Here is a 25,558-nt window from a genome sequence, read left to right on the forward strand (position 1 = left end):
GGTGGGAACAGCATGGCGGAGGCCACCGACAGTCACCGCGACGGCACTGTTTCGCGGCGGGACAAGCGTTTGCATCCGGGGTGTGCGGCCGTCCCTCGGACCTGCTACAGTCCAACAACAAGGTTTGTTGTCAGTTGGAAGAGAGTGGAGGTGGGCTGTGACACCGGTCCCCGGCACCCCGGGCGCGCTGCGCGTGCGGAACGACAGGGCGGTGCTGTCCGCACTGCTGTCGGGGCCGCCGCTCTCGGTCGCCGAGTTGGCGCTGGCGACGCTCCTGTCGAAACCGACTGCGACCCAGTCGCTGCGTCGTCTCGGCGCCCTTGATCTGATGATGCCTGCGGGTACGGCTGCGGGCAGGTCCGGGCCGCATGCGCAGCTGTACGCCGCGGGGTCGGGTATCGGCGTCGCCGCGGCGGTGTCCGTCGAGCAGGAACGGATCCGGATCGAAGTGCTCACCGCACAGGGTGATGTCGTCGAGAGGTCCGAAGTGCGGCGGGGGAGCGGAGCTGCGACCGCCCAGATCGAGAAGGCACTGCTGAGGCGATCCACACGGGACCAGATCAAGGCGATGGTCATCGGCATGCCGGGCTCCTTCGATGCGCTCGCCGACCGGGTCCGGTTCGCCGACGAGTTGCGCGGGTGGCAACGGCCAGGCATCACCGCACGCCTGGAAGCGGCCATCGGCGCGACGGTGCGGATCGAGAACGACGCCAAATTGGCGGCACTGGCCGAGCAGGCAAGCGGGTCGGGGGAAGGCCTCGAGTCGATGGCGCTGCTCTGGTGCGGCGAAGGGGTCGCGTCGGCAGCGGTCATCGGTGGGCAGGTGGTTCGAGGAGTCGGCGGCGCCGCCGGTGAGATCGGCGACCTACCCACCGCCGATGGTCGGACCGGGCAGGATCTGCTGGGCGCGGACGCCGTCGCCGAAATGACCAGCGCCGAGACCGATCCGGAGGCGGCACAGATGCGCCTTGCCCGCCGATATGCGGCTGTGGCCCGGCCGCTGGTCGCGGTGCTGGATCCGCAGGCGCTGGTGCTGGCCGGCCCGACGGCTGAGGCCGGGGGCGGAGAGTTGGCGGAGGCCGTGCAACGGGCGATCGCGGATCTTGCATTGCATCCTGTGCCCGTGCGCATCGCCCATCACTCCGGCCGTGGAGTGATCGAGGGTGCGGGCCTGGCGGCGCGGGAGCTGCTGCGCGCCAGCACACTCGACCGCGTCGGACCCAAGGAGCAGTGATGAAGATCGTCGTGGTGGGCGGTGGATCCACCTACACGCCCGAGCTGATCGACGGCATGGCGCGGCTGCGGACCGAGCTGCCCGTCGACGAGATCGTGCTGGTCGACCCTGCGGAGGACCGACGAGAACTGCTGGCCGCGGTGAGCCGGCGGATGCTCCGGAAACTCGACCATCCGGCCCGGGTCAGCACGACCGCCGACCCCGCGCAGGCCGCGGACGGTGCAGCGGCGGTGCTGCTGCAGCTGCGGGTCGGTGGGCAGGCGGCCCGTGCCCGCGACGAGCGCTGGCCACTGGACTGCGGATGTGTGGGTCAGGAGACGACCGGAGCGGGCGGCCTGGCCAAGGCATTGCGCACCGTCCCGGTGGTCACGGAGATCGCCGACACTGTGAGGGATGTCAATCCGGATGCCTGGATCGTCGACTTCACCAACCCGGTCGGCATCGTCACGAGGGCGCTCTTGCAGGAAGGGCACCGTGCGGTCGGTCTCTGCAACGTCGCCATCGGGCTGCAGCGGTATTTCGCGGAGCTGCTCGGCACGGAGCCGGGACGGGTCGAGCTCGATCATGTCGGACTCAACCACTTGACCTGGGAGCGGCGGGTGCTGCTGGACGGCGAGGATGTGCTGCCGGGCCTGCTCGCCGGGCACGGGGACGCGATCGCGGCCAGAATCGGTCTGCCGGTCGCCCTGCTGCGGGAGCTCGGAGTGGTGCCGTCGTACTACCTGCGGTACTTCTACCTGCACGACCAGGTGGTGCGGGAACAGCGCGGGACCGGCTCGCGGGCCGAGGAGGTGGCGGCGATGGAGAAGCAACTCCTCGAGATGTACGCCGACCCCACCATCGACTCCAAGCCCGATCTGCTGGCCGGCCGCGGTGGCGCGCACTACTCCGACGCCGCGGTCGCGCTGATGGCATCGCTGCTCGGGGACCGCCGCGACGTCCAGGTGGCCAACGTCCGGAACTCCGGCACACTGCCGTTCCTGCCCGACGACGCGGTGATCGAGGTCCCGTCCACGATCGGCGCGGACGGAGCGACACCGCTTCCCGTCGCATCGGTTCCGCCGCTGTTCACCGGCCTGATCGGAGCCGTGACCGCCTACGAACACCTTGCACTCGAGGCGGCGGTCCATGGCGGTGCGGACCGGGTGCGGGCGGCGCTGCTGGCCCACCCGCTCGTCGGTCAGTGGGATCTGGCCGAAAGCCTGACCGAGCGCCTGCTGGCCGAGAACCGCCGGTATCTCAGCTGGGCCGGATGACCACTCTGCTGGCGTTGGACGCCGGCAATTCGAAGACCGACCTGGCGGTGCTGGCCACGGACGGCACCGTGCTGCGCAGGGTACGGACCGACGGCTTCCGGCCGCACCTGGGTGAGGCCGCAGCGCTCGAGGTGCTGCGGTCGGCGATCCGGAGCGCCTCCGGCAGTGAGATCCCGGCCAGGGCCGGCCTGTACCTGGCCAACGCCGACCTGCCGGAGCAGGAACACCGGTTCGCCGCGGCGCTCGAGGATCACGCAGAGGTCCTGACGGTCGCCAACGACACCTTCGCCCTGCTGCGGTCGGGCTCCAAGGGCAGCACCGGTGTCGCGGTGGTGTGCGGAGCCGGCATCAACTGCGTCGGTGTCGGACTGCACGGTCAGGTCGCCCGGTTCCCGGCGCTCGGACCCTTGACCGGGGACCGGGGTGGCGGGATGGACCTGGCGACCTGGTCCCTGCGCGCCGCCTGCAGGGCGGAGGACGGCCGAGGGCCGTGGACGCAACTGGCCCCGGCGATCGCGGACCTGTTCGGGACAACGACCGCCGTCGACTGCGGGATCGCCCTGTCCACCGGTGCTGTCGCGACCGAGCGGCTGCACGAGATCGTCCCCGTGCTCTTCGCAACCGCCCGGGACGGCGACAAGGTGGCCGTTCAACTCGTGCGGGACCAGGCCGACGAGGTGCTCGCGTTCGCGAGGGTCGCGCTGACCCGGTGCGACCTGCTCGATGCGGAGACCGACATCGTCCTCGGTGGCGGTGTGCTCGCCGCGAGAGCCGACCCACTGACGCGGATGGTGCACTCGGGCCTGCACGGCCTGGCCCCCCGCGCGACGCTGGTCGTGCCGGATCTCCCGCCGATCCACGGTGCCGCCCTGCTCACCCTGGAGGCGCACCTCGGCGGACCGGCGCCCGCCGATGTCGAGCAACGATTGCGGGCCTCCTGGTGAGCAGGAGGTCAGGCCAGCGCGAGGTGCACCAGTTCACCGACACCGAGCAGCACCACGACCGCCGCGCTGATCGCGATGAGCCCACCATCCGCGTGCGGGGTGCCCCGGTCGAGCGCCCGCCGGGAAATCGCGTAGCGGCGACGGATCCCGACAGCCAGCACCGCCAGCAGCCCGACGCCGATGACGAAGAAGACCAGGCCCGCCACCACCCACCGGGACAGCAGCAGCCGGGACAGCAGCAGCAACCCGACCACCAGGGCAGCGGCGGTACGGGTCCAGGCCAGCTGGGTGCGTTCGTTCTGCGCACCCCGGTCCGGCAACTGCCCGGCGCCGGGCTCCATCAGCCCAGGATCCCGGCGAGCAGCACCAGGATCCCGGCCGCGATCAGCACCACGACCAGCAGCGGCAGCGCGGCGCTCGACGGCAGCGGACGGGAGAGTCGCAGGGCCCGTTCGGATCTGGCCCACCGAAGCAGCGCGGTGATCGGCAGTACCGCACCCGCCGTCGCGAGCAGCACGACCAGGATGATCCGCACGGTCGCGTCCGCAGGCACCTTCAACGCATCCAGCGCCACTGCCGCACCGACCAGCGCCAGGCTGGTCCGGATCCAGGCCAGAAACGTGCGCTCGTTGGCGAAGGTGAACCGTGCGTCCGGCTCCTCGCCGACGCCGAACACCGAGCGCGGCCAACGGCGGTCCGGTGCGGCCGGGGGCTCGGACTGGTCGGTCATGGGCCGCACGCTACCGCCAGCTACCCGAGGTAGATCCGCTCCGGGGTGGCGCCGGCCGCCCACCACAGGATCGAACTCCGGCCGCTTGCGGTGAACTCGCCGATGACCGCCCGATACCCGACCTTGTCGGCATTGCCGGTGGACCGGATCCCCGGGGTGCCGGTGCCGTGCCAGAGCAGTACGGAGCCGGTCGCCCCGAGTACGAGCACCTCGCTGTCGGCGCTCCCGGTGCGGACGGTGCCGAGCACGGACCCGGCGATCGACACCGGCTTCCCGCTGCTGATGGTCTGGTCCGCCCAACCCCACAGGTAGCCGGTGGTGGTGACCTCGTTGCCGGCGATCTGCACGTTCACCTTCAACAGGTCCTCGCCCGTCCACCCGTCGAGGGGCGCGGGGATCGTGAGCTCGGAGTACCCGGAGCCGAGATGCGTGTTGGCCAGGAATCTCGAGCTGCCGGTTCCGGTCGGCAGTGCGAACCAGGTGCGGCTGGTGACACCCGGTGCGCTCCAGTACAGATCGCCCCACCCGTTCCCGTCCAGGTCCGCGACCGTGGGCTGGTAGCCGCCGGGGGTGGTCACCGGACGGGAGGAGACGGACAGTTTCCCGCCGACCGGCCAGCTGTACCGGGCGATCGTCGTCGGGGTCCCGGTGATCAGCAGATCGTCTTTGGCGGCGGCGTTGTGGATCGCCACCGGGCTGCGACGTTCACCGGTGTCCGGCAGCGGGGAGCTCACCATGGTCCGGCCGGGCACGTCGAACCGCCACATCGAACCGGCCCGGCGGTCCCCGCCGGTGGCGAACACGATCTCGTCGCGCTCGTCGCCGACGAAGTCGCCGATCTCCAGTGCGCGGACCCGGTCGGTGAGCCGGTACGGGGTCGAGGTGAAGGTGCCGTCGCCCTTCGACCGCCACAGGAAGCTCACTCCACCGTCCAGGTGGTACCAGAAGATGTCGTCCGTGGCCGCGCCACCGAAGTCACCGACGACCGGGAAGTACGGGCCGCCGTTGACCTGGTTGGTCGGGACGTCGGTGAAGACCGGCGCGGCGGCGACCGCCACGGGAGCGGCGGCGAGAGATGCCGCGACCATGCCGACCGTGGCGAGCAGCGCGAGGTGGATCCTGCGTCGGAAACGGGTCATCGGTGCGCCTTCCCCCTGTGTGCGATCCACCGATCATGGCGTGCGGACCGGCGCCGCGCATCCCCTGAGCAAGTACAGCCGGATCAGACCCCTGCCCCCAGTCGGTGATGGGCGGCGCGCACCAGCACACTCGCCCAGGTGCGCATCGGGCGCCAGGCATCGGCGATCTCCTCCAGTTCCGCCACGCTCGCCGCATGACCGAGGTGGTAGAGCCGGCCCACGGCCTCGCGGAGCAGCGGCTCCTCGGTCGGCAACACGTCCGTCCAGCCCAATGCCCGGATCACCACCAGTGAGCTGTAGAACGGCCCGATCCCCTTGATCCGCAACAGTTCCGCCTTCGCACCCTCCGGCCCCAACTGTCGCAACCGGTGCACGTCCAACCGACCCTCGTCGGCTGCACGGGCAACCCCCTGCAGCCGGTGCCAGCGCTCCGCGTCGATGCCCCGGGGTGCCGCGGGTACCGTCAGGATCTGCCGCGGCGAGGGCAGCACCGCCATCGGCCGCCCGGCGACATGCAGCACCGTGCCGAGCGACTCGGACAGCGCCTGCCGCACGGTGGCCGCCACCTTCGCCGGGCGCCGGGCACTGAGTACCGCCCACATCGCCGCCTCGTAGGCGGAATGGAACAGCGGGGGCAGCAGCCCCGGCGCCACGCGCTGCAGGTCCGCGATCACCGGATCCCGCTCGGCGATCGCCTCGTAGGCCGCGACATCCCCGTCCAGCGACAGGATCCGGGCCACCTGGGCACGGACCGACTCCACCCGCACACCGAGGGTGCGGCCGGGACCGACCGCCGTGGCGTGCACGTCGGCATGGTCCCCGTCGCCGGGTCGGGTCAGCGCGACACCGACCGGACGGAAGTGCTCGTCGGAGCAGAACGCCAGGCGCATCACCCCGTCGAACCGTTCCGCCTCGCGCTGGCCGAAACCGAACTCCGCCGACTCGCGCAGGGAGTACCTGCCGGATGGCCGGAGGGTGAAGGTCGTCATGGTCCGGGAGTGTGGCAACCGGCACCGACAATCGGCCCCTGCCTGGCCCTACGGTGGGACCGTGGAGAGCACCGACACCAGCGCCGAGCAGCACGCACCGACCGGGATCGAGCCGGTCCAGGACACCGCAGCACTGCACCGGTTCGAGGTGTTCCTGTTCACCGCCGTCGCCACCGTGCTGGTGGTGCGCGCGTACCTCGCCGCGACCGGCTACCCCCAGGTCGGTGGCAAGGAACTGCACATCGCGCACGTGCTGTGGGGTGGCCTGCTGCTCGGGATCGCCGTGGTGACCTCGATCATCGGCCAGGGTACCCGGGTGCACACCCGGGCCGCCTTCATCGGGGGCATCGGGTTCGGGCTCTTCATCGACGAGATCGGGAAGTTCCTCACCAAGGACGTGAACTACTTCTTCACCCCGGCGATCGCGATCATGTACGTGGTCTTCGTCCTCTTCTACCTGACGGTGCGGATCATCCTCGGGCGCCGGCGGCTGACCGACCGGCGCCGGATCGCACTGGCGGCCGGCGCGGTCGCCGACCAGATCCTCGGCCAGCTCGACGCGCGCGGCCGGGCAAGGGCTCTCGCCCTGCTGGCTCCGGTGCAGGTGGAGGCCGACGTGGCGGCGTCGCTGCGGGACGCGTTGCAGGAGCAGCCGACCCACCGGCCCGGCATCGAGGACCGGATCAGCCGGCTGCGCGACCGGGTCGCCCGGGCCAGCGGCGCCGCGCTGGAACATCGCTGGGTCCGCGGGGTGCTGCTCGTCCTGATCACCGTCGTGATCATCGTGCAGCTGCTCGCCGCGATCCTGATCGCCGCCGTGTCGGTCACCGTCGAGCTCGACCTCACCGGCATCGACCTCATCATCCTGATCATCAACTCCGCGACCTCGCTGCTGGTGGCGGCCGGACTGATCGCGCTGGCGCTGCACCGGACGAAGTCCGGCTACCGGCTGATCCAGCTCGGTCTGGTCGTCGATCTGCTGATCCGCCAGGTGCTCTCGTTCGGGCAGGAGCAGTTCGGGGCGCTGACCTCGTTCTTCGTCGAACTGCTGCTGTTGGTCGCGGTGCGGTGGTGGGCGCGCAAGGAGGACGCGCTGATCGGCTAATCACCCTCCGGATCGACCACGACGGGGTCCCGCCAGGGCTCCGCCCGGCGGGCGAAGGTCGCCACTTCGTCCGGCGGCCACCAGTGGGCGGGGACCGCGCCGGCCAGCAGCTGCCGGGTCAGTGCCGGGCCGCCGACCGGCACGTCGGAACCGACGACCACCACGTTGCCGCGGCGCCGCCCCTTGAGCATCGGCGGGTCGGCGGTGAGCGCGACGGTCCCGAATGCCGTGGCCAGCGTCGCGACCTCGCGCCTGGTCAGCTCCAACGAGGGCCGGTCGGCGCAGTTGAGCAGGTACAGCCCGCCGGGCCGGAGCACCCGGCGCACCTGGGCGACGAACCCGTCGGTCAGCAGGTCCGCGGGTGTGGTGTCCCCGGCGAACACGTCCCGCACCACCACGTCCCGGCTGTTGTCGGGCAGGCTCTCCAGCACGGCACGCGCGTCGCCGATCCGGATCCGTAGCAGCGGCGCCCGGGGCAGCTCGAACCAGTCCCGGACCAGTGCGGCGAGCCGGGCGTCGATGTCGACCGCCAAGTGCCGGGAGCCCGGCCTGGTCACCAGCAGGTGGCGGGCCAACGAACAGCCGGCCGCCCCGAGGTGCAGCACCGCCGGGGCACTGCCGGGCGGGAACGTGTCCTCGATCACCGCCGCGGTCCACCGCAGGTACTCGAACTCCAGCCACTCCGGGTCGTCGAGGTCGGCGTGCGAGGACTCGACCCCGTTGACCAGCAGCATCCAGCCGCGCGGTCGGTCCCGGTCGGGGATAAGGGTGGCGGTGCCGGTGTCGATCACGTGCACGCCCGCGGTCGGTCCGGGTCCCTGGGACTGTCGTGCGGCCACGGTAGGAATGGTGCCCTACGCAGTCGCCGCGCCCGCGGCCTGCGGGGGACTGTCCGGGTCACGTGGTACCAACGAACAGACGTCCGGCACGGCCCGGGAAGCGCAGATCAGGAAGCGGGGTGGAGAACCATGGCGGCAACGGTGCGGTTTCTGCACACCGCCGACTGGCAGCTGGGGATGACCAGGTACTTCCTGGCCGGCGAGGCGCAGGCCCGGTACACCGCGGCCCGGATCGAGGGCATCGTCCGGATCGGCGAGGTGGCCCGCGCGCACGACTGCGCTTTCGTCCTGGTCTGCGGGGACGTCTTCGAGACCAACGCCGTGCCACCGCAGGTGGTGCGGCGGGCGCTGGCCGCGATGGAGCAGATCGGCCTGCCGGTGCTGCTGCTGCCCGGTAACCACGACCCGCTGGACGCCTCCTCCGTGTACTCCTCGCGCGAGTTCCTGTCGGCGCGGCCGGCCAACGTCACCGTCCTCTCCGCGGGAAGCCACCCGGTGTCCGCGGGGGTCGAGGTGGTCGCCGCGCCGTGGGCGAACAAGCGGCCGACAGAGGACCTGGTGGCCCGGGCGGTCGCGGAGCTGCCGGCGGACGGCACCCTCCGGGTGGTGGCCGGCCACGGCGCCCTGGACGTGCTGTCGCAGGACCGACAGGACGTCCGGCACATCGCCCTCGCGGGCGTGGAGGCGGCGCTCGCCGACGGCCGGATCCACTACCTGGGACTGGGTGACCGGCACTCGCTGACCGACGTCGGCGCCACCGGCCGGGTGCGGTATCCCGGCACCCACGAGGTGACCGCCTTCGACGAGACCGCGCCAGGGCAGGTGCTCGTCGTCGACCTGTCCGCGGAGCGGGTGCAGGCCACCGCGGTCCGGGTGGGCGAGTGGACCTTCACCGAGATCGACGCCGTCCTGCACGGGGCCGCCGACGTCGACGCACTGGATGCACGGCTGGCCGCCCTGCCCGACAAGGAGCGCACCGTCGTGCGGCTGGCGCCGTCCGGGGCGCTCACCGTCGCCGAGCGCGCCCGTCTCGATGACCTGCTGGCCGCCCGAGGTGACCTGTTCGCCTCGCTCCGGCTCCGCGAGGACGCCGCCGTGCACGTGCTGCTCGACGACGGCGACCTGGAGGCGCTCGGTGTCGGTGGCTACGCGCGGTCGGCCGCCGAGGAGCTGGCGGAGCTGGCGGCCGGTGACGGTCCGGACGCCGCGACCGCCGGTGCGGCGCTGACCCTGCTGCACCGGCTGACCGGAGCCGGCCGATGAGACTGCACCGATTGGTCCTGGACGACTACCGCGGTATCAACCACCGCGAGATCACCTTCCCCGCCTCGGGTGTGGTGATCGTCGAGGGCGCGAACGAAGTCGGCAAGACCAGCATGATCGAGGCGCTGGACCTGTTGCTGGAGGAGCGCGACTCCTCGGCGAAGCAGTCGGTCAAGGCGGTCCGCCCGGCCGGGCGGGACGTCGGATCCTCGGTGGAGGCCGAGATCTCCGTCGGCGAGCACCGTTTCGTCTACCGCAAGCGGTGGAACCGCGGTGCCTCGACGGACCTGCGGATCCTGCAGCCGGCCAAGGCCCACTGGACCGGTCGGGAGGCGCACGACAAGGTCCGGGCGATCCTGGCCGAGCACCTGGACGACCGGCTGTTCAAGGCGCAGCGCGTGCTGCAGACCGCCCCGCTGGAGCAGGGCGAGTGGTCGGGGTCGACCGCGTTGGCCACCGCCCTGGACCGGGCGGCCGGGGCCACCGCCGACGATCCGGACGAGACGCTGCCGGCGGCGGTCGAGGCCGAGTACCGGCGTCATTTCACCGCAGGCGGGCGGCCGACCGGGGAGTACCGGGATCTGCTGCGGCGGGTCGACGAGTGCCGCGCCGAGGTCAGCGCGGCGGCGGCCGAGCTGGGCGAGATCGCCGTCCGGGTCGGCGATCACGACCGGATCGAGGGCGAGCTGGCCGGGCTCGTGTCCGAACTCCGGGATCGGTCGGAGACGCTGGCGGGCGACGAGCAGCGGCTGGCGGCCGCCCGCGCCCTGGTGGCACAGCTCGCCGCGGCGACGGACAGCGCCGGCGAGGCCGAGCGGTTCCGGGATCGGGCCTCGGCCGACCGCAGGGCCCGCGAGGAGATCGTGCGCCGGGTCGACGACCGCACGGCCGCGGTGATCCGGCTCGCCGACCGGGTCGCGGCCTCGGATGCCGCCGCCGCGACCGCTGCCACCGCGCTGGAGCGGGCCGGGATCACCCTGGCGGCGATCGGGACGGACGTGCAGACCGCCGCAGCACGCGCCGAGAGTGCGCTCGCCCGTGCCGATCTCGCGCAGGACCGGGCCGACCTGTTGGCGGTCACCGACACCCTGGACGCCGTCGCGGTGTGCGAGCGGGACATCGCCGCTGCCGGTGCCGCGCTCGCGGCCCACCCGGTCGACGACCGGCACCTGCGAGCGGTGGAGGGAGCGGCGAACGCCCTCTCCGTCGCGACGGACGTCCTGCAGACCTCGGTCACCCGGCTGACGGTCGCCCGGCCCGACGGCGGTCCGCTGCTGATGGACAGGCTGCCGGTCACCGCCGACGGGGCGCTCACCCTGGGCGACGGCACCGAGATCCGATGGGAGGCGCCCGCGCAGGCGGGAGAGCTGGCCCGCACCCTGGAGGCCGCCGAACAGCAGTGGCAGGAGGCGCTGACCGCCTGTGGCGCCACCGATCTCGCCGACGCCCGGCGACGGGGCGAGATCCACCGTGCCGCCGTCGCCGACCAGGCCGCGGCGCAGCGGGCGCTGCGGGACCTCACCGGCAGCTCCGGTCCCGACGAGCTGCGGGCCCGGGCTGCGCTCCTGCGGGGACGGATCGGGGCCGGGCCGCCGCCCGGTGGTCCTGACGACCCGGATCTCGCCCGTGCGGCATCCCGGGAGGCCCGGGCCGAGCACGCCGCTCTGCAGGAGCAGGAGCGACAGGCGGCGTCAGCGCTGCACCGGGCCGAGCGGGAGAGCGCTGCCGTGGACAAGGAACGTGCCGTCCACCGGGCCCAGCAGCAGACCGCGCACGTGGAGCTGGAGTCGGCCCGCGAGCAGCTGGCGCTGGCCCGGGCCGACCAGCCGGACTCGGTGTTGGACACCGCCCTGCTCCGGGCCTCCGAGCGGGCAGACAGTTGCGCCGACGCGGTCCGGACGATCCGGGAAGCGCTCGGCAGCACCGACGTCGCCGTGCTCGACCGCACCGTGGCGCACGGCCGGGCCCGGGTGGCCGACCTGCAGCGGCGGTCCGAGGCTGCTGCCGGTGATCTGCGAACGATCGCCGCCGAGCTCGCGGTGATCGGTGGCCAGGGCCGGCAGGAGCGCTACGACCGGGCGATGACCGATCTGGCCGCCGCCGAGGCGGAGGCCGGGGCCCGCACCTCGCGTGCCGGTGCGGCGCAGCTGTTGCGGGACACCCTGCTGCGGCATCGCGAGGACTCCCGGGCACGGTACGTCGCGCCGTTCCGGGCGGAGCTGCGCCGCCTCGGGAAGTTGCTCTACGGAGCGGATTTCGATGTGGAGGTGGATCCCGGGCTGGTGGTCACCACCCGCACGCTGGACGGGGTCACGCTGCCGTTCGGCGCGTTGTCCTCCGGCGCCAAGGAGCAGCTGGCGGTGCTCATCCGGCTGGCCTGCGCCGGCCTGGTCGGGGGCGAGCATGGCACCCCGGTGCTGGTGGACGACGCCCTCGGGTTCTCCGACCCGGAGCGGCTGGGACGGATCGGCGAGGTGCTCACCGCCGTCGGCGGCGACAGCCAGATCGTGCTGATGACCTGCACCCCCGACCGCTACCGGTCGGTGCGCGGGGCGACGGTGCTGCGGTTGCGGGCCGACGGGAGCACGCACAAGGTGCGGCGGCGTGCGGTGGAGTCGGTCGGTGCGGTGGAGTCCGGGCAGGCCGTGCAGGAGCAGGCCGTGCAGGAGCAGGCCGTGCAGGAGCAGTCCGAGGAGGAGACGGCCGGGCAGGAGCCCGCATCCCTGCCGGAACTCGCACCCGAGCCGGAGCAACCTGTGGCCGCGGAGCCGCACCGGCGGCGGCCGCGCGCGCGGGGCGCGACCGAGGAGTTGTCGCTGTTCGACGAGCTGCTGCACCCGGTGCTGCCGGAGCACGCCCGGTCGGCGCGCGGGGCCTGAGCCCGCGCGCCCGCCGCCCCGGGCCAGCGCCTACCCTGAGGGTTGCGCCGGCGCCTGCCGGCGGAGTCCGGTCGAAGGAGAGTCGAAGGCGTGACTGCCGCGGAGCTGACCACCGAGGAGATCGTCGTGCTGCGGGACGCGGCCCGGCGCGACTACGACGACCTGGTCGCCAAGAAGCTCTCGCTCGACCTCACCCGCGGGAAGCCGTCGTCGGCCCAGCTCGACCTGTCCGAGCCGATGCTCGACATCCTGCAGGGCGACCACACCGCCGCCGACGGCACGGATCTGCGCAACTACGGCGGCCCGGCCGGACTGCCGGAGCTGCGGGACATCTTCGGCCCGCTGTTCCAGGTGCCGTCCGCCCAGCTGCTCGCCGCCGGCAACTCCAGTCTGGAGCTGATGCACGACACCATCGTCCAGGCCCTGCTCGGCGTCATGCCCGGCGCCGAGCGGCGGTGGGCGGACGAGGAGCGTCTGGTCTTCCTCTGCCCGGTGCCCGGCTACGACCGCCACTTCTCGATCTGCGAGCGGTTCGGCATCGAGATGGTCCCGGTCGCGATGACCCCGGACGGCCCGGACATGGACGAGGTCGAGCGGCTGGTGGCCGCCGACCCCGCGGTCAAGGGCATCTGGTGCGTGCCGAAGTACAGCAACCCGGACGGCACCGTCTACAGCGACGAGACCGTCGCCCGGCTGGCCGCGATGCCCACGGCCGCCCCCGACTTCCGCATCTTCTGGGACAACGCCTACGCCGTGCACCATCTCACCGAGGAACGGCCGGAGATCGCGGACATCCTGACGAGGTGCTCCGAGAGCGGCCACCCGGACCGGGTGTTCGTCTTCGGCTCCACCTCGAAGGTGACCATGGCCGGCGGCGGAGTCGCGTTCTTCGGCAGCTCCCCGGCCAACGTGGCCTGGTTCGCCGCGGCGAGCGCGAAGCGCACCATCGGCCCGGACAAGCTGAACCAGTTGCGCCACGTGAAGTTCCTGAAGGACGGTGCCGGCGTCGAGGCGCACATGCGCGCGCACGCCGAGATCGTCTGGCCGAAGTTCGAGGCGGTCGACAAGGCCCTCACCGAGCAGCTCGAGGGCAGCGACCTGGCCTCCTGGGCGCTGCCGAAGGGCGGCTACTTCGTTGCGCTGCAGGTGCTCCCGGGCACGGCGTCGGAGGTGGTCCGGCTGGCGAAGGAGGCCGGCATCGCGCTGACCCCGGCCGGTGCCACCCACCCCTACGGCAAGGATCCCGAGGACAGCTGGATCCGGCTCGCGCCGACCGTTCCGGTGCTCGCCGACGTTGCCACCGCCATGGCCGGCGTCGCCACCTGCGTGCGGCTCGCCGGGTTCGACAAGCTGCTCGCCGACCGGGCCTGAGACCGGGCCCGGCTGCCGGCCGGCAGCCGGGGCTCAGGTCAGCGCGACGATCGCCTCCGAGGTGTAGGCCAGGAAGGTCAGCGACTCCTGGAAGTACAGCTGCACGCTGGTCGCGTCGTGGGACAGGTAGCCGATGGACAGCTCCTGGCCCAGGTGCAGCTCGAAGTCGCCGCCCCGGGTGGACAGCACGAATCCGCCGACGATGGCCGGGGCCCAGATGATCTCGCCGTCGAACAGCCGCGACAGGTGCTCCCGGATCGGGTAGCCGTGGTCGACGGTCTCGTTGACCGCCGTGTAGGCGTCGGCCGAGAGCACCAGCGCGTACGGCCCGTTCACCCCGGCCAGCCGCAGGCTGGTCAGCGCCTGCGACACCACATCCGGGTAGGCGCGCGGATCCTCGGGCAGGGCGAGCGACGGGTTGGACGTGGTGGCCCGCAGCCCGGTGATGCCGGCCGCCGCGTAGCCCTCGAAGACCGCACGGTCCTCGGCCCAGGCGATCTGCTTCGCCGCGTCCTTCACCGGTTGCCAGTCCGAGTCCTTGGAACCCCGCTCCACGTCGTCGATCTGCTGCCGGTCGACGGTGAACGGGACGCGCAGCTCCACCAGCGGCGCGGCGCGGCGCTGCCGGGCGATCACGCCGTCGGCCGGCGGCTGCAGATCGGTGAGGTGACCGGTGCCGACCGCGGCCAGCCCGGTGCCGGCCGGTCCGGCCAGGTCCACCACCCGGCGCCCGGCCAGGTGCCGGGTGAAGGTGCGGGTGGCCTCCTCCTCGATCTCCGCCCACGCGGCGTCGGAGATCGGGGCGAGTTCGCGGTGCAGGTTGTTCATCGCGGGATTCCTTTCAGGCTACCGATCTTCAGGCTTCCGTCGCCGGTGCTGTCGGCATCGGTGCCGGCAGGGGGCGGGGCGGCAGGGGGTGCCCCGGGAGGACCTGGTGGGTCGTCGAGGAAGTCGAGCGACGGGACGAAGAACAACCCGCCGGTGACCGCGGTGGAGAAGTCGAGGATCCGGTCGGTCCGGCCGGGCGGGTCGCCGACGAACATTCGCTCCAGCATCAGCTCGGTGATTGACGGGTCCGCCGCGTACCCGATGAAATAGGTGCCGAACTCGCGCGTGCCGACGGTGCCGAACGGCATGTTGTCCCGGACGATCTGCCGCTCCTCGCCGTCGGCGTCGACGATCGTGTTGACCGCGACGTGCGAATCGGGTGCCTTGTCGGCGATCTCGATGTCGGCGAGCTTGGTCCGGCCGATCACCCGCTCCTGGGCCTCCACCGGGAGAGCGTTCCAGGCGTCCAGGTCGTGCAGGTACTTCTGCACGATGACGTACGACGACTCCGGGTGGACCGGATCGTCGGCCGGGGTCAGCGCGGCGGCGAGAGCGTCGGCGTCCTCCGGGTTCTCGGTGCCGTCGACGAACCCCATCAGGTCCCGCATCTCGAAGTACTTGAAGCCGTGCACCTCGTCGACGACGGTGGCGGCACCGGCCAGCCGCGCGGTCAACTGGGTGGCCAGCTCGAAGCAGAGGTCCGGTGCCCCGGCGCGGATGTGGAAGAGCAGGTCCCCGGGGGTCGACGGGGCCAGGTGGCGCGGCCCGGCCAGCTCCCGGAACGGGTGCAGCCCGGGTGGCGGGGGAGCGTCGAACAGTCGTGTCCAGGCGTCGGCGCCGATACCGACGACGCACTTGAGCCCGCCGTCCGGAACCCGGAAGCCGACCGCGCGCTGCAGGGCCGGGACGTCGGGCAGCAGGTCACGGACCGCGTCCTCGCCGCCCTCGTCGATGGTCAGCACCAGGAAGATCGCCGCGCGGGTGAGCGGGCTCAGCACCGGCTGCGGGGTCACCGGCACATCGCTGCGGTGCGGGTCACTGCTGGTAGCCCTCGACGACTCCCTCGGGGCGCACCTCGGCGCCGTCGGCGTCCTCGCCGAACTCGCGGCGGGCTCGACGCTGCCGCAGCAGGTCCCAGCACTGATCCAGGGTCTGCTCGATGCGCTGCAGCTCCTGGTGGTCGGCCTCCCGGTCGGCGTCCGGCCGGCCCTCGTCGGCGCGCACGGAGCGCTCCTGTGCCACCAGGTCGTGGATGCGCTGCAGGATCTCCCGATCGTCCATCGGACACGTCCTTCCCGGCCGCGGCGGCGGCACTCGCCCGGAAGCGTATCCGGTTGGCCCCGCGCCACGCGGGTACGGATCGATCGGGCCCGCCCACGGGCCCGGGATCAGCGGCAGGACAGGTGCAGGAGGACGACGATGACCGGACCTGTGGTGGTGATCGGTGGCGGGCTGGCCGGTGCGAAGACGGTGGAGGCGCTGCGGGACAAGGGCTTCGACGGCAGCCTGACCCTGGTGTGCGCGGAGGACGTGCTGCCCTACGAGCGGCCGCCGCTGTCCAAGGACTACCTGCTGGGCAAGGCCGGCCTGCTCGACTCCACCGTGCACGACGAGCAGTGGTACGCCGACCGCCGGGTGGACGTCCGGCTCGGGGTGTCCGCGGTCGCGCTCGATCCGGCGCAGCGGGTGGTGACGCTGTCCGACGGGACGTCGCTGGACTACTCGTCCTGTGTGCTGGCGACGGGGTCGGAGCCGGTCGGGCTGGACGACCTCCCGCCCGGGGTGGCCGTGGCACTGCGGACCGCGGCGGACGCGGAGGCGCTGAAGGCCCAGCTGGCGGAGGGCGGCCGGTGGGTGATCGCCGGCGGTGGCTGGATCGGGCTCGAGGTCGCGGCCGCGGCGCGCGCGGCGGGCTGCGAGGTGACGGTGGTGCTGTCGTCCGCCCGGCCGCTGCAGTCGGCGATCGGGCCGGTCGCGGCCGAGGTGTTCCTGGAGCTGCACCTGGCGCACGGGGTGCGGTTCCGGCCGGAGCACCGGGTCACCGATGCGGTGGTGACGGACGGCAGGCTGCGCGCGGTGCTGCTGGAGGACGGTGAGGAACTCCCGGCCGACCGGCTGCTGGTCGCGGTGGGAGCCCGGCCCCGGCTGGACCTGGCGGTCGCCGCCGGACTGGAGGTCGGGGACGGCGTCCGGGTCGGACCCGACCTGCGGACGTCCGACCCGCACATCTGGGCGGTCGGCGACATCGCGGAGGTGAACCACCCGGTGCTCGGCCGGCCGGTCCGGGTGGAGCACTGGGCATGGGCGCTGCACCAGCCTGCGGTCGCAGCGGCCTCGATCCTCGGGCAGGACGCCGCTTTCGACGACCTGCCGTACTTCTTCTCCGACCAGTACGACCTGGGCATGGAGTTCCTCGGGGACCCGCACCCGGACGACCGGCTGGTGCTGCGCGGGGACCGGGACGGTCGCGAGTTCGTCGGATTCCTCTGCGGGGCCGACGATGTCGTCCATGCGGTGATCGCGGTCAACGTATGGGACGTGCCGGACGCGGTGCGGGACCTGATCATCGACGGCCGGCCGGTGGATCCGGCACGGCTCGCCGACGAACAGGTCCCGCTCGCAGAGCTCTGAACTGCGGAGCTGTGAAACCGGCGCAGCTCTGAGCTCAGCCGCCGCTGACCATGTCGGTGCACGCCGGGACGGTCTCCACCGCGGCCTGCAGTTCGGGGTACGAGCCGTCCTCGATGCCGAAGTCGGCGTCACCGAGATCGCCGATCTCCTGGCTGATCTGCTGCACGGCCGCGTCCACCGAGGCGACGTCGGTGGCCTCGGACACCAGGATCGCGCCGTTGCCGCTGATGTCGGCCAGGGCGGTCAGGTAGGTGATGAACGCCTGGTGGATCTCCTCGCCGCCCTGCACGTCCGGGGCGTGCCCGGCCTGGGCATTGCCCAGCGCGGTGCTCGCCGCCTGGGCCACGTTCGCGTAGTAGTCGACGAAGGCCTGCCGGTACTCGCCGAGCGGGGTGTCGGAGGTCAGGGTCGGGTAGGCGAACACGGTGGCCAGCAGGCCGCCCATGTCGGTGCACATGTTGGTCGCCCAGGCGGCTAGGTCCGGGTCGATGTCGCCGATCGGGGATCCGGTCGGCTCCTCGGTGCTCGGCTCCTCCGTGCTGGGATCCGTGGTCGGCTCCTCGGTGCTGGGATCCGTGGTGGGCTCCTGGGTGGGTGCCTCGCTGGTGGGCGCGCTGGTGGGGATGCTCGCGGGGGTGCTGACCGGCGCGGATGCGGTGCCGGCCTGGGGCATCACGGGCGAACCGGCCTGGGTGCTGCCGCAGGCGGTCAGGGTCAGGATGCCGGCGGCCAGCGCGATCGCGGCGAGGCCGTTGCGGACGTTCATGGTGGATCTCACTCTGTCTACGGTTCCGGCCTGCTGCGGCCGTCGGGCGCCGGGTGCGCCTGCTGGTGACTCCGACGACAGATCCGGTCCCGTGGTTCCCGGAGACTCTCGAAAACTTCTGCGGCACAGCGGGTGTCGCATTCCGGGGTGGCGGCCGCCCAGCCCCCGGCACAGATGGCCGGACGCTGCTCGATGCGGTCTGTCGGCAGGCAGGAACGCCGCAGGGGGCGTGCTGATACGCCCCGGTCAGGGTGTGAGCCGGGTCACCCGGCGTCGGTGCGGGCGGAGACCGCCGCGGCCAGCGAGGCCAGGTGGCCGAGCCGGGCCACCTCGGACGCGCGCAGGGCGGGCCCGCCCGGCCGGCCCACGATCACCGCGACGTCCGCGGAACCCAGTGGTGCGACGGCCATCTCGGTGCCGACAGTCTTCCAGTCCTCGGGCACCCAGTGCGCCTCGGGATCCAGCACGGTGGCCCGCTGCACCGGCGCCCAGCCGGGGATCACCCCGTCCAGGTTCGGCACCCCGCCGCCACCGGCCACCAGTTCGATCTCCCGGTCGCCGTTCACCCGGGCCACCACGGACCAGCCGGCCCGCAGCACCTTGGGCAGCATCAGTGCCAGGGTGTGCACCGCCCGGTCGGGGTCGGCGGCGATCGCCTCGACGAGCTCCCACTCCCGGTGCATGTCCGCGATCCCCGGGTCCGGGCGCACCGACTCCACCCGCACTCCCGGCACCGACTCGGCGGCGGTGATCAGGGAGTCCGGCTGCCGGCCCGAGGGCAGCTCGACCACGATGTCGTCGACGGCCTGGTCGGGGATGCGTTCCACGATGTCCATCGCGAGGATGTCCGCGCCGACCCGGCCGAGAGCGGAGGCCACTGCGCCCAGCGATCCCGGGCGGTCCGGGAGGACCACCCGCAACACGTAGGACAAGAGGTGACCACCTTTCGCGAACATAGCCAGGGGGCAGTACCCGCGGCTGCGCCGCCCGACACGCGAGCGGCGCGGTCCGATTGTCCCGGTGCGGCGTTTCGGCCAGATCACCGGCGCGAGTCGGACCGTCGTGTTCACCTGATCGTGTGGCGATCCAGCGCAACAGTCCCGGCAGGGTCACTCGTTCGCCGACGACGCGCCGGTCACCTGGCGCCCGGAAATCCGTTGCGGAGGGCGCCGGACGGTCGTAGGTTCGAAGGACACGGGAGAGGAGGTGGTCCGACGTTGATGACGTACAGGACTCGTGAGGTGGCTGGCCGCTAGGCCGAGCACACCACGCTGTGGTTGACCGGATCCGCCGAGCGGCGGACCGACGGCCCGGCACAACAGGACAGTCACCCGACCCTCGGGCCGCCGAACCCAGTCCAGTCGGCCCGCTCCCACCGGAGCGGACAAGGCCCGGGGGTTGTCCTGTCCCCGGGGCAGGAACCGGCAGCAGGGCCGGTAGTGTCGGTGCCTGTGACGGCGCGTGGACTGCTGGTCGCCGGCACCTCCTCGGACGCCGGCAAGTCGCTGCTCACCACCGGGATCTGCCGCTACCTGGCCCGACTCGGGGTGGACGTCGCCCCGTTCAAGTCGCAGAACATGTCGAACAACTCGATGGTCTGTGCCGACGGCGCGGAGATCGGCCGGGCGCAGTACCTGCAGGCCCAGGCCGCCCGGGTCGAGCCGGATTCCTCGATGAACCCGGTGCTGCTCAAGCCCGGGTCGGACCGGCGGTCGCACATCGTGCTCCGCGGTACCCCGGCCGGCACCCTGCGTGCCGGTGAGTTCGCCACCGGCAGACGGCATCTCGCCGCCGCTGCGTTCGAGGCGTATAGCGAGCTGGCCGGCCGGCACCAGGTGATCGTCTGTGAGGGCGCCGGCTCCCCGGCCGAGATCAACCTGCGGTCCGGCGACTACGTGAACATGGGGCTGGCGCGGGAGTTCGGCCTGCCGGTGATCGTGGTCGGCGACATCGACCGGGGCGGGGTGCTGGCAGCGCTCTACGGCACGGTCGGCCTGCTCGACGAGCAGGACCGTGCGCTGGTCGCGGGATTCGTGATCAACAAGTTCCGCGGCGACGTCTCCCTGCTGCAGCCGGGTCTTGACCGGATCAGCGATCTCACCGGGGTGCCGTTCTGGGGTGTCGTCCCGTGGCTGCCCGAGGTCTGGCTGGATGGCGAGGACACGCTGGTGACCGGGCGGTGGCGGTCCGATCCGGCCGCCCCCGGGGCGACGACCAGGGTCGGCGCCGTGCGGTTCCCGCGGCTGTCCAACGTCACCGACCTGGATGCGCTGGCCTCGGAGCCCGGGGTCCGGGTCGACGTCACCACCGACCCCGCCGTGCTCCGCTCCGCCGACGTGCTGGTGCTCCCCGGGAGCCGTTCCACCGTCGACGATCTCGACTGGCTGCGCCGCTCCGGACTGGACCGGGTGGTGCGGGATGCGGCGGCCGCAGGGCGGCCGGTGCTCGGCATCTGCGGCGGGTACCAGATGCTGACCCGGCGGATCGAGGATCCGGACGGGATCGAGAAGACCGGCGTGGTGGACGGTCTGGACCTGCTGCCGGCGGTGACGAGGTTCGGTGCCGCCAAGGTGCTGGGCCGGCCGGTCGGAGCGTGGGAGGGACATCCGGTGCGGGCGTACGAGATCCATCACGGGGTGGCGGCGCCGGACGGCGGCGAGCCCTTCCTGGACGGCGTGCGTTCGGGCAGCGTCTGGGGGACCACCTGGCACGGCGCCTTCGAGAACGACGACTTCCGCCGGGCCTGGCTGGCAACGGTCGCCCCGTCGTTCACCGCGGTGCCGGGCGCGCCTTCCTTCGGCGAGCGTCGCGAGCGGATGATCGACACCCTGGCCGACGCCGTCGCGGAGCACGTGGACACCGACCGGCTGCTCCGGGCGGTGGGACTGTGATCGCCGAGGTGCTGCTGGTCGGCGTGGGTGCGGGGGACCCGGAACAGCTGACCCTGCAGGCGATCCGGGCCATCGAGCGGGCGGACGTCTTCCTGGTGATCGGCAAGGACGGCGCCGCCGCGGAGCTGGAGACCGCCCGGCGGGACCTGTTGTCGGCGCACCGGCCGGAGCCGGCCCGGGTGGTGGTGGTGCCCGACCCGGCCCGGGACCGGGATCCGCAGGACTACCGGCAGGCCGTGCTGGACTGGCACGCGGCCCGCGCCGGGCGGCTGGCCGCCGCCATGGAGGGCGAGCCGGACGGGACCGTCGCGGCGATCCTGGTCTGGGGTGACCCGGCGCTGTACGACTCGACGATCCGGGTGGTGGGTGACGTCGCGGCGACGCACCCGGTGCTGCGCTGGTCGGTGATCCCCGCGGTCAGCAGTGTCTCCGCGCTGGCAGCCGCGCACCGCACGGTGCTCAACAGCATCGGCGGCGCGGTGCACATCACCACCGGGCGGCGGCTGCGGCAGGGCTGGCCGGGAGCGGACATCGACTCGGTGGTGGTCATGCTCGATCCCGACCTCGCCTGTGCCGCACTGGATCCCGCCGGACTGGAGATCTTCTGGGGGGCGAACCTGGGCACGCCGGGCGAGGTGCTGGCCGCGGGGCCGCTGGCCGACACCCTGCCGGAGATCCGGCGGCTGCGGGACGGCGTGCGCGCCGACCGTGGCTGGGTGATGGACGTCTACCTGCTGCGCCGGGTCTGAGACACAACCCGGCGGGGTAGGCACAGCCCCGGCGGGTCCAGCAGCCCCTCAGCGGTCCTCGAGATCGCCTTCCAGATCCAGGTAGATGCCCTGCAGCTCCCGCAGCAGGTCCGGGTCCGGCTCGGCCCAGAGCCTGCGGTCCGCGGCCTCGGTGAGCCGCTCGATCATGCCGCGCAGCGCCCACGGGTTCGCGTGCTGCAGGAACGCGCGGTTCTCCTCGTCGAGAGCGTAGGTGCGGGCCACCGTGTCGTACATGTGGTCCGGCACCACCCCGGCGGTGGCGTCGTAGCCGAACAGGTAGTCGACGGTGGCGGCCATCTCGAAGGCGCCCTTGTAGCCGTGGCGGCGCATCGCGGCGATCCAGCGGGGGTTGACCACCCGGGCCCGGAACACCCGTGCGGTCTCCTCGCCGAGCGACCGGGTGCGCACCGCGTCCGGGGTGGTGGAGTCGCCGATGTAGGCGCGCGGGGCGGTGCCGGTGAGCGCCCGCACCGTGGCGATCATGCCGCCGTGGTACTGGAAGTAGTCGTCGGAGTCGATGATGTCGTGCTCACGGGTGTCGGTGTTCTTGGCCGCCACCGCGATCCGCGCGTAGTTGGCCCGCATGTCCTCGGCCGCCGGCGCGCCCGCCAGGTCGCGGCCGTAGGCGAAGCCGCCCCAGGCGGTATAGACCTCGGCGAGATCGGAGTCGTCGCGCCAGTTCCCGGACTCGATGAGCGGCAGGATTCCGGCGCCGTAGCTGCCCGGCGCCGAGCCGAAGATCCGGGTGGTGGCCCGCCGGTCGTCCCCGTGCACAGCCCGGTCGGCGTCGGCGTGGGCCCGCAGGAAGTTGACCTCCGCCGGTTCGTCCAGCGCCGCCACCAGCCGCACGGCGTCGTCCAGCATCGACACCACGTGCGGGAAGGCGTCCCGGAAGAAGCCGGAGATGCGGACGGTCACGTCGATCCGCGGCCGGCCCAGCTCGGCGGCCGGGATGACCTCGAGCCCGCTGACCCGGCGCGAGGCCTCGTCCCAGACCGGGGTGACGCCGATCAGCGCCAGCACCTCGGCGATGTCGTCGCCGGAGGTGCGCATGGCGGAGGTGCCCCACACCGAGAGTCCCACCGACCGCGGGTACTCCCCGGTGTCGGCCAGGTGTCGCTCCAGCAGCGAGGCGGCCATCGCCGAGCCGGTGTCCCAGGCCAGCCGGGAGGGCACCGCCTTGGGATCGACCGAGTAGAAGTTCCGCCCGGTCGGCAGCACGTTGACCAGGCCGCGCAGTGGCGACCCGGACGGCCCGGCGGCGACGAATCCGCCATCGAGAGCGTGCAGCACGGCGGACATCTCGTCGGTGGTACGGGCCAGTCGCGGCACGATCTCGGTGGCGGCGAACCCCATGACCGACGTGACCGCCGGGTCGGTGTCGCCGAGCACCCCGGCGACGACGCCGGCCATCGCGGACGGTGCCCAGCCGGCGGCCTCGGCGGCCTCCACCAGCGACCGGGCGGTGGTCTCGGCGGCGTCGACGGCGGCCAGGTCGGCCCCGTCCTTGAGGCCGAGCGCGGCGCGCAGCCCCGGATGGGCCACGGAGCCGCCCCAGATCTGCGTGGCCCGCAGCATGGCGAGCACCAGGTTGACCCGGGCCTCACCGGTCGGCGCGGCGCCCAGTACGTGCAGGCCGTCGCGGATCTGCACGTCCTTGATCTCGCACAGCCAGCCGTCGACGTGCAGCAGGAAGTCGTCGAAACCCTCGTCGTCGGGCCGGGTTCCGATTCCCAGGTCGTGGTCCATCTTCGCCGCCTGGATCAGCGTCCAGATCTGCGCCCGGATGGCCGGCAGTTTGGCCGGGTCCATCGCGGCGACGTTCGCGTGCTCGTCGAGCAGCTGCTCCAGCCGTGAGATGTCGCCGTAGGACTCGGCCCTGGCCATCGGCGGCACCAGGTGGTCGACGATCACCGCGTGCGCCCGGCGCTTTGCCTGGGTGCCCTCGCCGGGATCGTTGACCAGGAACGGGTAGATCAACGGGACACTGCCCAGCGCCGCGTCGGTGCCGCAGTCCGCAGACATGCCGACGTTCTTGCCGGGCAACCACTCCAGGTTGCCGTGCTTGCCCATGTGCACCACGGCGTGCGCGCCGAACTCCTGCTCGATCCACCGGTAGGCGGCCAGGTAGTGGTGCGAGGGCGCCATGTCCGGGTCGTGGTAGATCGCCACCGGGTTCTCGCCGAACCCGCGCGGCGGTTGGATCAGGATCACCAGGTTCCCGGCCCGCAGGGTGGCCAGCACGATCTCCCCGCCCGGGTCGGTGGAGCGGTCCACGAACAGCTCGCCGGGCGCCTCCCCCCAGGCGTCGGTCACGGCCTCCCGCAGGCCCGGGGTCAGCGCGCCGAACCATTCCCGGTACCGGGCCGCCGGGATGCGGACCGGTTGGCCGGCGAGTTGCCCTGCGGTGAGCCATTCCTCGTCCTGGCCGCCGGCGTCGATGAGGGCGTGGATCAGCGCATTGCCGGCGGTGGTGTCCGGCTCCTCGCCGTCGATCGGCGGCAGCGGGGCCAGCCCGGGCAACGCGTCCGGGCCGTCGGCCGGTCCGACGTCGTAGCCGGCGTCGCGCAGCTCGCGCAGCAGCCGGACGGTGGACACCGGGGTGTCCAGGCCGACCGCGTTGCCGATCCGGGAGTGCTTCGTGGGATAGGCGGACAGCATGATCGCGATCCGCCGCTCCGCCGGCGGCGTGCGCCGCAACCGGGCGTGGCCCAGCGCGATCCCGGCGAGCCGGACGCAGCGCTCCGGGTCCGGCACGTACCGCGGCAGACCGTCGGCATCGGTCTCCTTGAACGAGAACGGCACCGTGATGATCCGGCCGTCGAACTCGGGCACGGCGACCTGCGTCGCCACGTCGAGTGGGCTGAGCCCGTCGTCCGACTCCAACCACTCGTCCCGGCCCCGGGTCAGGCACAGCCCTTGCAGGATCGGGATGTCCAGGTCGGCGAGAGCCGAGACGTCCCAGGCATCGTCGTCACCGCCGGCGCTCGCGGCCGCGGGGTTGCTGCCCCCCGCGGCGAGCACGGTGACCACCAGTGCGTCGAGCCGGCCCAGCTCGGCCAGCAGGTCCGCCGGAGCGGTGCGCAGCGAGGCGCAGTGCAGCGGGACACCGAACCCGCCCTGCCGGTCGATCTCGTCGGCGAGGGCGTGCACGAAGGCGGTGTTGCCGCTGGCGTGGTGGGCGCGGTAGCAGAGCACGCCGATCCGCGGCCCGTCCGGCCGCGGTGCCGGGTCGCGGGGGAGCAGGGCCCAGTCGGGCAGCGGGCGGACCGGGGCGAACCCGGTGCCGGTCAGCAGCACCGTGTCGGACAGGAAGGCGTGCAGCTCGGTCAGGTTCTCCGGGCCGCCCTCGGCGAGGTAGCCGTGCGCCTGCGCGGCGACGCCGATCGGCACCGTGGACAGCCGCATCAGCTCCGCGTCCGGGGTGCGTTCGCCGCCGAGCACCACCATCGGCAGCCCGGTCGCCCGGATGGCGTCGAGCCCGTCCGCCCAGGTCCGGACCGTGCCGAGGATCCGCACCAGGACCAGGTCGCAGCCCTGCAGGAATGTCGGCAGATCGGCGATCTCCATCCGGGCCGGGTTGGCCAGGACCACGTCGGCACCCGAGGCGCGGGCGGACAGCAGATCGGTGTCCGAGGTGGACAGCAGCGCGAGACGCGGCATGGCGGAGCTCCTTCCACCGGGCCTGGGACCGGTTCGGACGTCCCCGCAGGTCAGTCTCCTGACTTCCGGATCGACGCCCGCCCCGACGCCTTCCCACCGGCGGACCGGCAGTGACGCCCGCACCGGCGGACCGGGGCGGAACTCGGGACGCGCTCCCCGGTCACAGTGGCTCAGGCCGTCCCGGATGCTCGCCGGGTTCCTGACAACTGCGGGGTGGTGCGTTGGTGACGACCACTCTAGCGGCCGTGCCACCATGGGCG

21 protein-coding genes and 1 riboswitch are annotated in these 25,558 nt (G+C 72.7%); of the genes, 10 read left to right on the forward strand and 11 right to left on the reverse strand.

Annotated features, from left to right (window positions below; all coding sequences use genetic code 11):
• Window positions 1-211: 211 nt before the first annotated feature.
• Genes GIS00_RS03645 through GIS00_RS03655 form a run of 3 tightly spaced genes read left to right on the forward strand, consistent with a single transcriptional unit; the run spans window position 212 to window position 3,434 of the window.
• Entirely contained in the window at window positions 212-1,234 is a 1,023-nt protein-coding gene (locus GIS00_RS03645; RefSeq protein ID WP_154766990.1) for an ROK family protein, read from the forward strand.
• Window positions 1,234-2,490 carry a 6-phospho-beta-glucosidase gene (locus tag GIS00_RS03650; RefSeq protein ID WP_154766991.1) on the forward strand — a complete coding sequence of 419 codons (1,257 nt, stop codon included), beginning with the start codon at window positions 1,234-1,236 and terminating at the stop codon, window positions 2,488-2,490. The genes GIS00_RS03645 and GIS00_RS03650 overlap by 1 nt, the downstream gene beginning before the upstream one ends.
• Window positions 2,487-3,434, forward strand: coding sequence for an N-acetylglucosamine kinase (locus GIS00_RS03655; RefSeq protein ID WP_154766992.1), 948 nt, complete (start codon window positions 2,487-2,489; stop codon window positions 3,432-3,434). The genes GIS00_RS03650 and GIS00_RS03655 overlap by 4 nt, the downstream gene beginning before the upstream one ends.
• An 8-nt stretch (window positions 3,435-3,442) precedes the next feature.
• Here the strand turns inward: GIS00_RS03655 and GIS00_RS03660 are convergent, their stop codons facing one another.
• The 4 genes from GIS00_RS03660 to GIS00_RS03675 all read right to left on the reverse strand — a co-directional run bounded on the left by GIS00_RS03660 (window position 3,443) and on the right by GIS00_RS03675 (window position 6,292).
• On the reverse strand, window positions 3,443-3,775 hold the full coding sequence (locus tag GIS00_RS03660) for a DUF202 domain-containing protein (protein ID WP_154766993.1): 333 nt from the start codon (window positions 3,773-3,775) through the stop codon (window positions 3,443-3,445).
• Entirely contained in the window at window positions 3,775-4,164 is a 390-nt protein-coding gene (locus GIS00_RS03665) for a YidH family protein (protein ID WP_154766994.1), read from the reverse strand. Before GIS00_RS03665 ends, GIS00_RS03660 begins: the two co-directional genes overlap by 1 nt.
• Window positions 4,165-4,184: 20 nt before the next feature.
• Window positions 4,185-5,303, reverse strand: coding sequence for a hypothetical protein (locus tag GIS00_RS03670; RefSeq protein WP_154766995.1), 1,119 nt, complete (start codon window positions 5,301-5,303; stop codon window positions 4,185-4,187).
• A gap of 83 nt (window positions 5,304-5,386) precedes the next feature.
• Complete coding sequence (locus GIS00_RS03675) at window positions 5,387-6,292, reverse strand: DNA-3-methyladenine glycosylase family protein (RefSeq protein WP_154766996.1); 906 nt, start codon at window positions 6,290-6,292, stop codon at window positions 5,387-5,389.
• A gap of 61 nt (window positions 6,293-6,353) precedes the next feature.
• On the opposite strand from GIS00_RS03675, the gene GIS00_RS03680 reads away from it, so the two are divergent.
• Window positions 6,354-7,397: a hypothetical protein gene (locus GIS00_RS03680; protein ID WP_154766997.1), complete on the forward strand. Its 1,044-nt coding sequence runs from the start codon at window positions 6,354-6,356 to the stop codon at window positions 7,395-7,397.
• On the opposite strand, the gene GIS00_RS03685 is transcribed toward GIS00_RS03680, so the two are convergent.
• A complete protein-coding gene (locus GIS00_RS03685; RefSeq protein ID WP_322097439.1) occupies window positions 7,394-8,236 on the reverse strand; it encodes a spermidine synthase in 843 nt (280 codons plus the stop codon). The two genes, GIS00_RS03680 and GIS00_RS03685, sit on opposite strands and share 4 nt — an antisense overlap.
• A 141-nt stretch (window positions 8,237-8,377) precedes the next feature.
• On the opposite strand from GIS00_RS03685, the gene GIS00_RS03690 reads away from it, so the two are divergent.
• The 3 genes from GIS00_RS03690 to GIS00_RS03700 all read left to right on the forward strand — a co-directional run bounded on the left by GIS00_RS03690 (window position 8,378) and on the right by GIS00_RS03700 (window position 13,749).
• On the forward strand, window positions 8,378-9,499 hold the full coding sequence (locus tag GIS00_RS03690; RefSeq protein ID WP_322097440.1) for a metallophosphoesterase family protein: 1,122 nt from the start codon (window positions 8,378-8,380) through the stop codon (window positions 9,497-9,499).
• Window positions 9,496-12,378 (forward strand): AAA family ATPase, encoded by a 2,883-nt coding sequence (locus GIS00_RS03695; RefSeq protein ID WP_154766999.1) that lies wholly within the window; start codon window positions 9,496-9,498, stop codon window positions 12,376-12,378. Before GIS00_RS03690 ends, GIS00_RS03695 begins: the two co-directional genes overlap by 4 nt.
• 90 nt (window positions 12,379-12,468) lie before the next feature.
• Window positions 12,469-13,749, forward strand: a complete 1,281-nt coding sequence (locus tag GIS00_RS03700; RefSeq protein ID WP_322097441.1) for an aminotransferase class I/II-fold pyridoxal phosphate-dependent enzyme — start codon at window positions 12,469-12,471, stop codon at window positions 13,747-13,749.
• Window positions 13,750-13,782: 33 nt separating this feature from the next.
• Here GIS00_RS03700 and GIS00_RS03705 read toward each other — a convergent pair whose 3' ends face one another.
• The 3 genes from GIS00_RS03705 to GIS00_RS03715 are packed head-to-tail and all read right to left on the reverse strand — an operon-like array spanning window position 13,783 to window position 15,858.
• The gene (locus GIS00_RS03705; RefSeq protein WP_154767000.1) at window positions 13,783-14,577 is read right to left on the reverse strand and encodes a family 1 encapsulin nanocompartment shell protein; all 795 of its coding nucleotides are present in this window, start codon (window positions 14,575-14,577) and stop codon (window positions 13,783-13,785) included.
• Window positions 14,574-15,590, reverse strand: a complete 1,017-nt coding sequence (locus tag GIS00_RS03710; protein WP_322097442.1) for a Dyp-type peroxidase — start codon at window positions 15,588-15,590, stop codon at window positions 14,574-14,576. The genes GIS00_RS03705 and GIS00_RS03710 overlap by 4 nt, the downstream gene beginning before the upstream one ends.
• 22 nt (window positions 15,591-15,612) lie before the next feature.
• Window positions 15,613-15,858 carry a DUF2630 family protein gene (locus GIS00_RS03715; protein WP_154767001.1) on the reverse strand — a complete coding sequence of 82 codons (246 nt, stop codon included), beginning with the start codon at window positions 15,856-15,858 and terminating at the stop codon, window positions 15,613-15,615.
• A gap of 138 nt (window positions 15,859-15,996) precedes the next feature.
• Between GIS00_RS03715 and GIS00_RS03720 the strand changes: the two genes are divergently transcribed.
• Entirely contained in the window at window positions 15,997-17,208 is a 1,212-nt protein-coding gene (locus GIS00_RS03720) for an NAD(P)/FAD-dependent oxidoreductase (protein WP_154767002.1), read from the forward strand.
• A gap of 34 nt (window positions 17,209-17,242) precedes the next feature.
• Here GIS00_RS03720 and GIS00_RS03725 read toward each other — a convergent pair whose 3' ends face one another.
• Together GIS00_RS03725 and GIS00_RS03730 are read right to left on the reverse strand one after the other, a co-directional pair.
• A complete protein-coding gene (locus GIS00_RS03725; RefSeq protein ID WP_154767003.1) occupies window positions 17,243-17,986 on the reverse strand; it encodes a superantigen-like protein SSL4 in 744 nt (247 codons plus the stop codon).
• A 251-nt stretch (window positions 17,987-18,237) separates the two neighbouring features.
• Window positions 18,238-18,906 carry an ACT domain-containing protein gene (locus tag GIS00_RS03730; protein ID WP_154767004.1) on the reverse strand — a complete coding sequence of 223 codons (669 nt, stop codon included), beginning with the start codon at window positions 18,904-18,906 and terminating at the stop codon, window positions 18,238-18,240.
• Window positions 18,907-19,425: 519 nt separating this feature from the next.
• Here GIS00_RS03730 and GIS00_RS03735 point away from each other — a divergent pair.
• A complete protein-coding gene (locus GIS00_RS03735) occupies window positions 19,426-20,865 on the forward strand; it encodes a cobyric acid synthase (protein WP_322097443.1) in 1,440 nt (479 codons plus the stop codon).
• The gene (gene cobF, locus GIS00_RS03740; protein WP_407666787.1) at window positions 20,865-21,614 is read left to right on the forward strand and encodes a precorrin-6A synthase (deacetylating); all 750 of its coding nucleotides are present in this window, start codon (window positions 20,865-20,867) and stop codon (window positions 21,612-21,614) included. The genes GIS00_RS03735 and cobF overlap by 1 nt, the downstream gene beginning before the upstream one ends.
• Window positions 21,615-21,662: 48 nt before the next feature.
• Here the strand turns inward: cobF and cobN are convergent, their stop codons facing one another.
• A complete protein-coding gene (cobN, locus tag GIS00_RS03745) occupies window positions 21,663-25,298 on the reverse strand; it encodes a cobaltochelatase subunit CobN (protein ID WP_154767005.1) in 3,636 nt (1,211 codons plus the stop codon).
• Window positions 25,299-25,329: 31 nt separating this feature from the next.
• Window positions 25,330-25,523, reverse strand: a riboswitch (cobalamin riboswitch).
• Between the last annotated feature and the right edge of the window lie 35 nt (window positions 25,524-25,558).

It is taken from the genome of Nakamurella alba (genome assembly GCF_009707545.1).
Classification (GTDB): Bacteria; Actinomycetota; Actinomycetes; order Mycobacteriales; family Nakamurellaceae; genus Nakamurella; species Nakamurella alba.

Coding starts and splice junctions, on each gene's coding strand:
- GIS00_RS03650 (WP_154766991.1), top strand. CDS start 1,234: ATGAAGATCGTCGTGGTGGGCGGTGGATCCACCTACACGCCCGAGCTG.
- GIS00_RS03655 (WP_154766992.1), top strand. CDS start 2,487: ATGACCACTCTGCTGGCGTTGGACGCCGGCAATTCGAAGACCGACCTG.
- GIS00_RS03660 (WP_154766993.1), bottom strand. CDS start 3,775: ATGGAGCCCGGCGCCGGGCAGTTGCCGGACCGGGGTGCGCAGAACGAA.
- GIS00_RS03665 (WP_154766994.1), bottom strand. CDS start 4,164: ATGACCGACCAGTCCGAGCCCCCGGCCGCACCGGACCGCCGTTGGCCG.
- GIS00_RS03670 (WP_154766995.1), bottom strand. CDS start 5,303: ATGACCCGTTTCCGACGCAGGATCCACCTCGCGCTGCTCGCCACGGTC.
- GIS00_RS03675 (WP_154766996.1), bottom strand. CDS start 6,292: ATGACGACCTTCACCCTCCGGCCATCCGGCAGGTACTCCCTGCGCGAG.
- GIS00_RS03695 (WP_154766999.1), top strand. CDS start 9,496: ATGAGACTGCACCGATTGGTCCTGGACGACTACCGCGGTATCAACCAC.
- GIS00_RS03705 (WP_154767000.1), bottom strand. CDS start 14,577: ATGAACAACCTGCACCGCGAACTCGCCCCGATCTCCGACGCCGCGTGG.
- GIS00_RS03715 (WP_154767001.1), bottom strand. CDS start 15,858: ATGGACGATCGGGAGATCCTGCAGCGCATCCACGACCTGGTGGCACAG.
- GIS00_RS03720 (WP_154767002.1), top strand. CDS start 15,997: ATGACCGGACCTGTGGTGGTGATCGGTGGCGGGCTGGCCGGTGCGAAG.
- cobN (WP_154767005.1), bottom strand. CDS start 25,298: ATGCCGCGTCTCGCGCTGCTGTCCACCTCGGACACCGATCTGCTGTCC.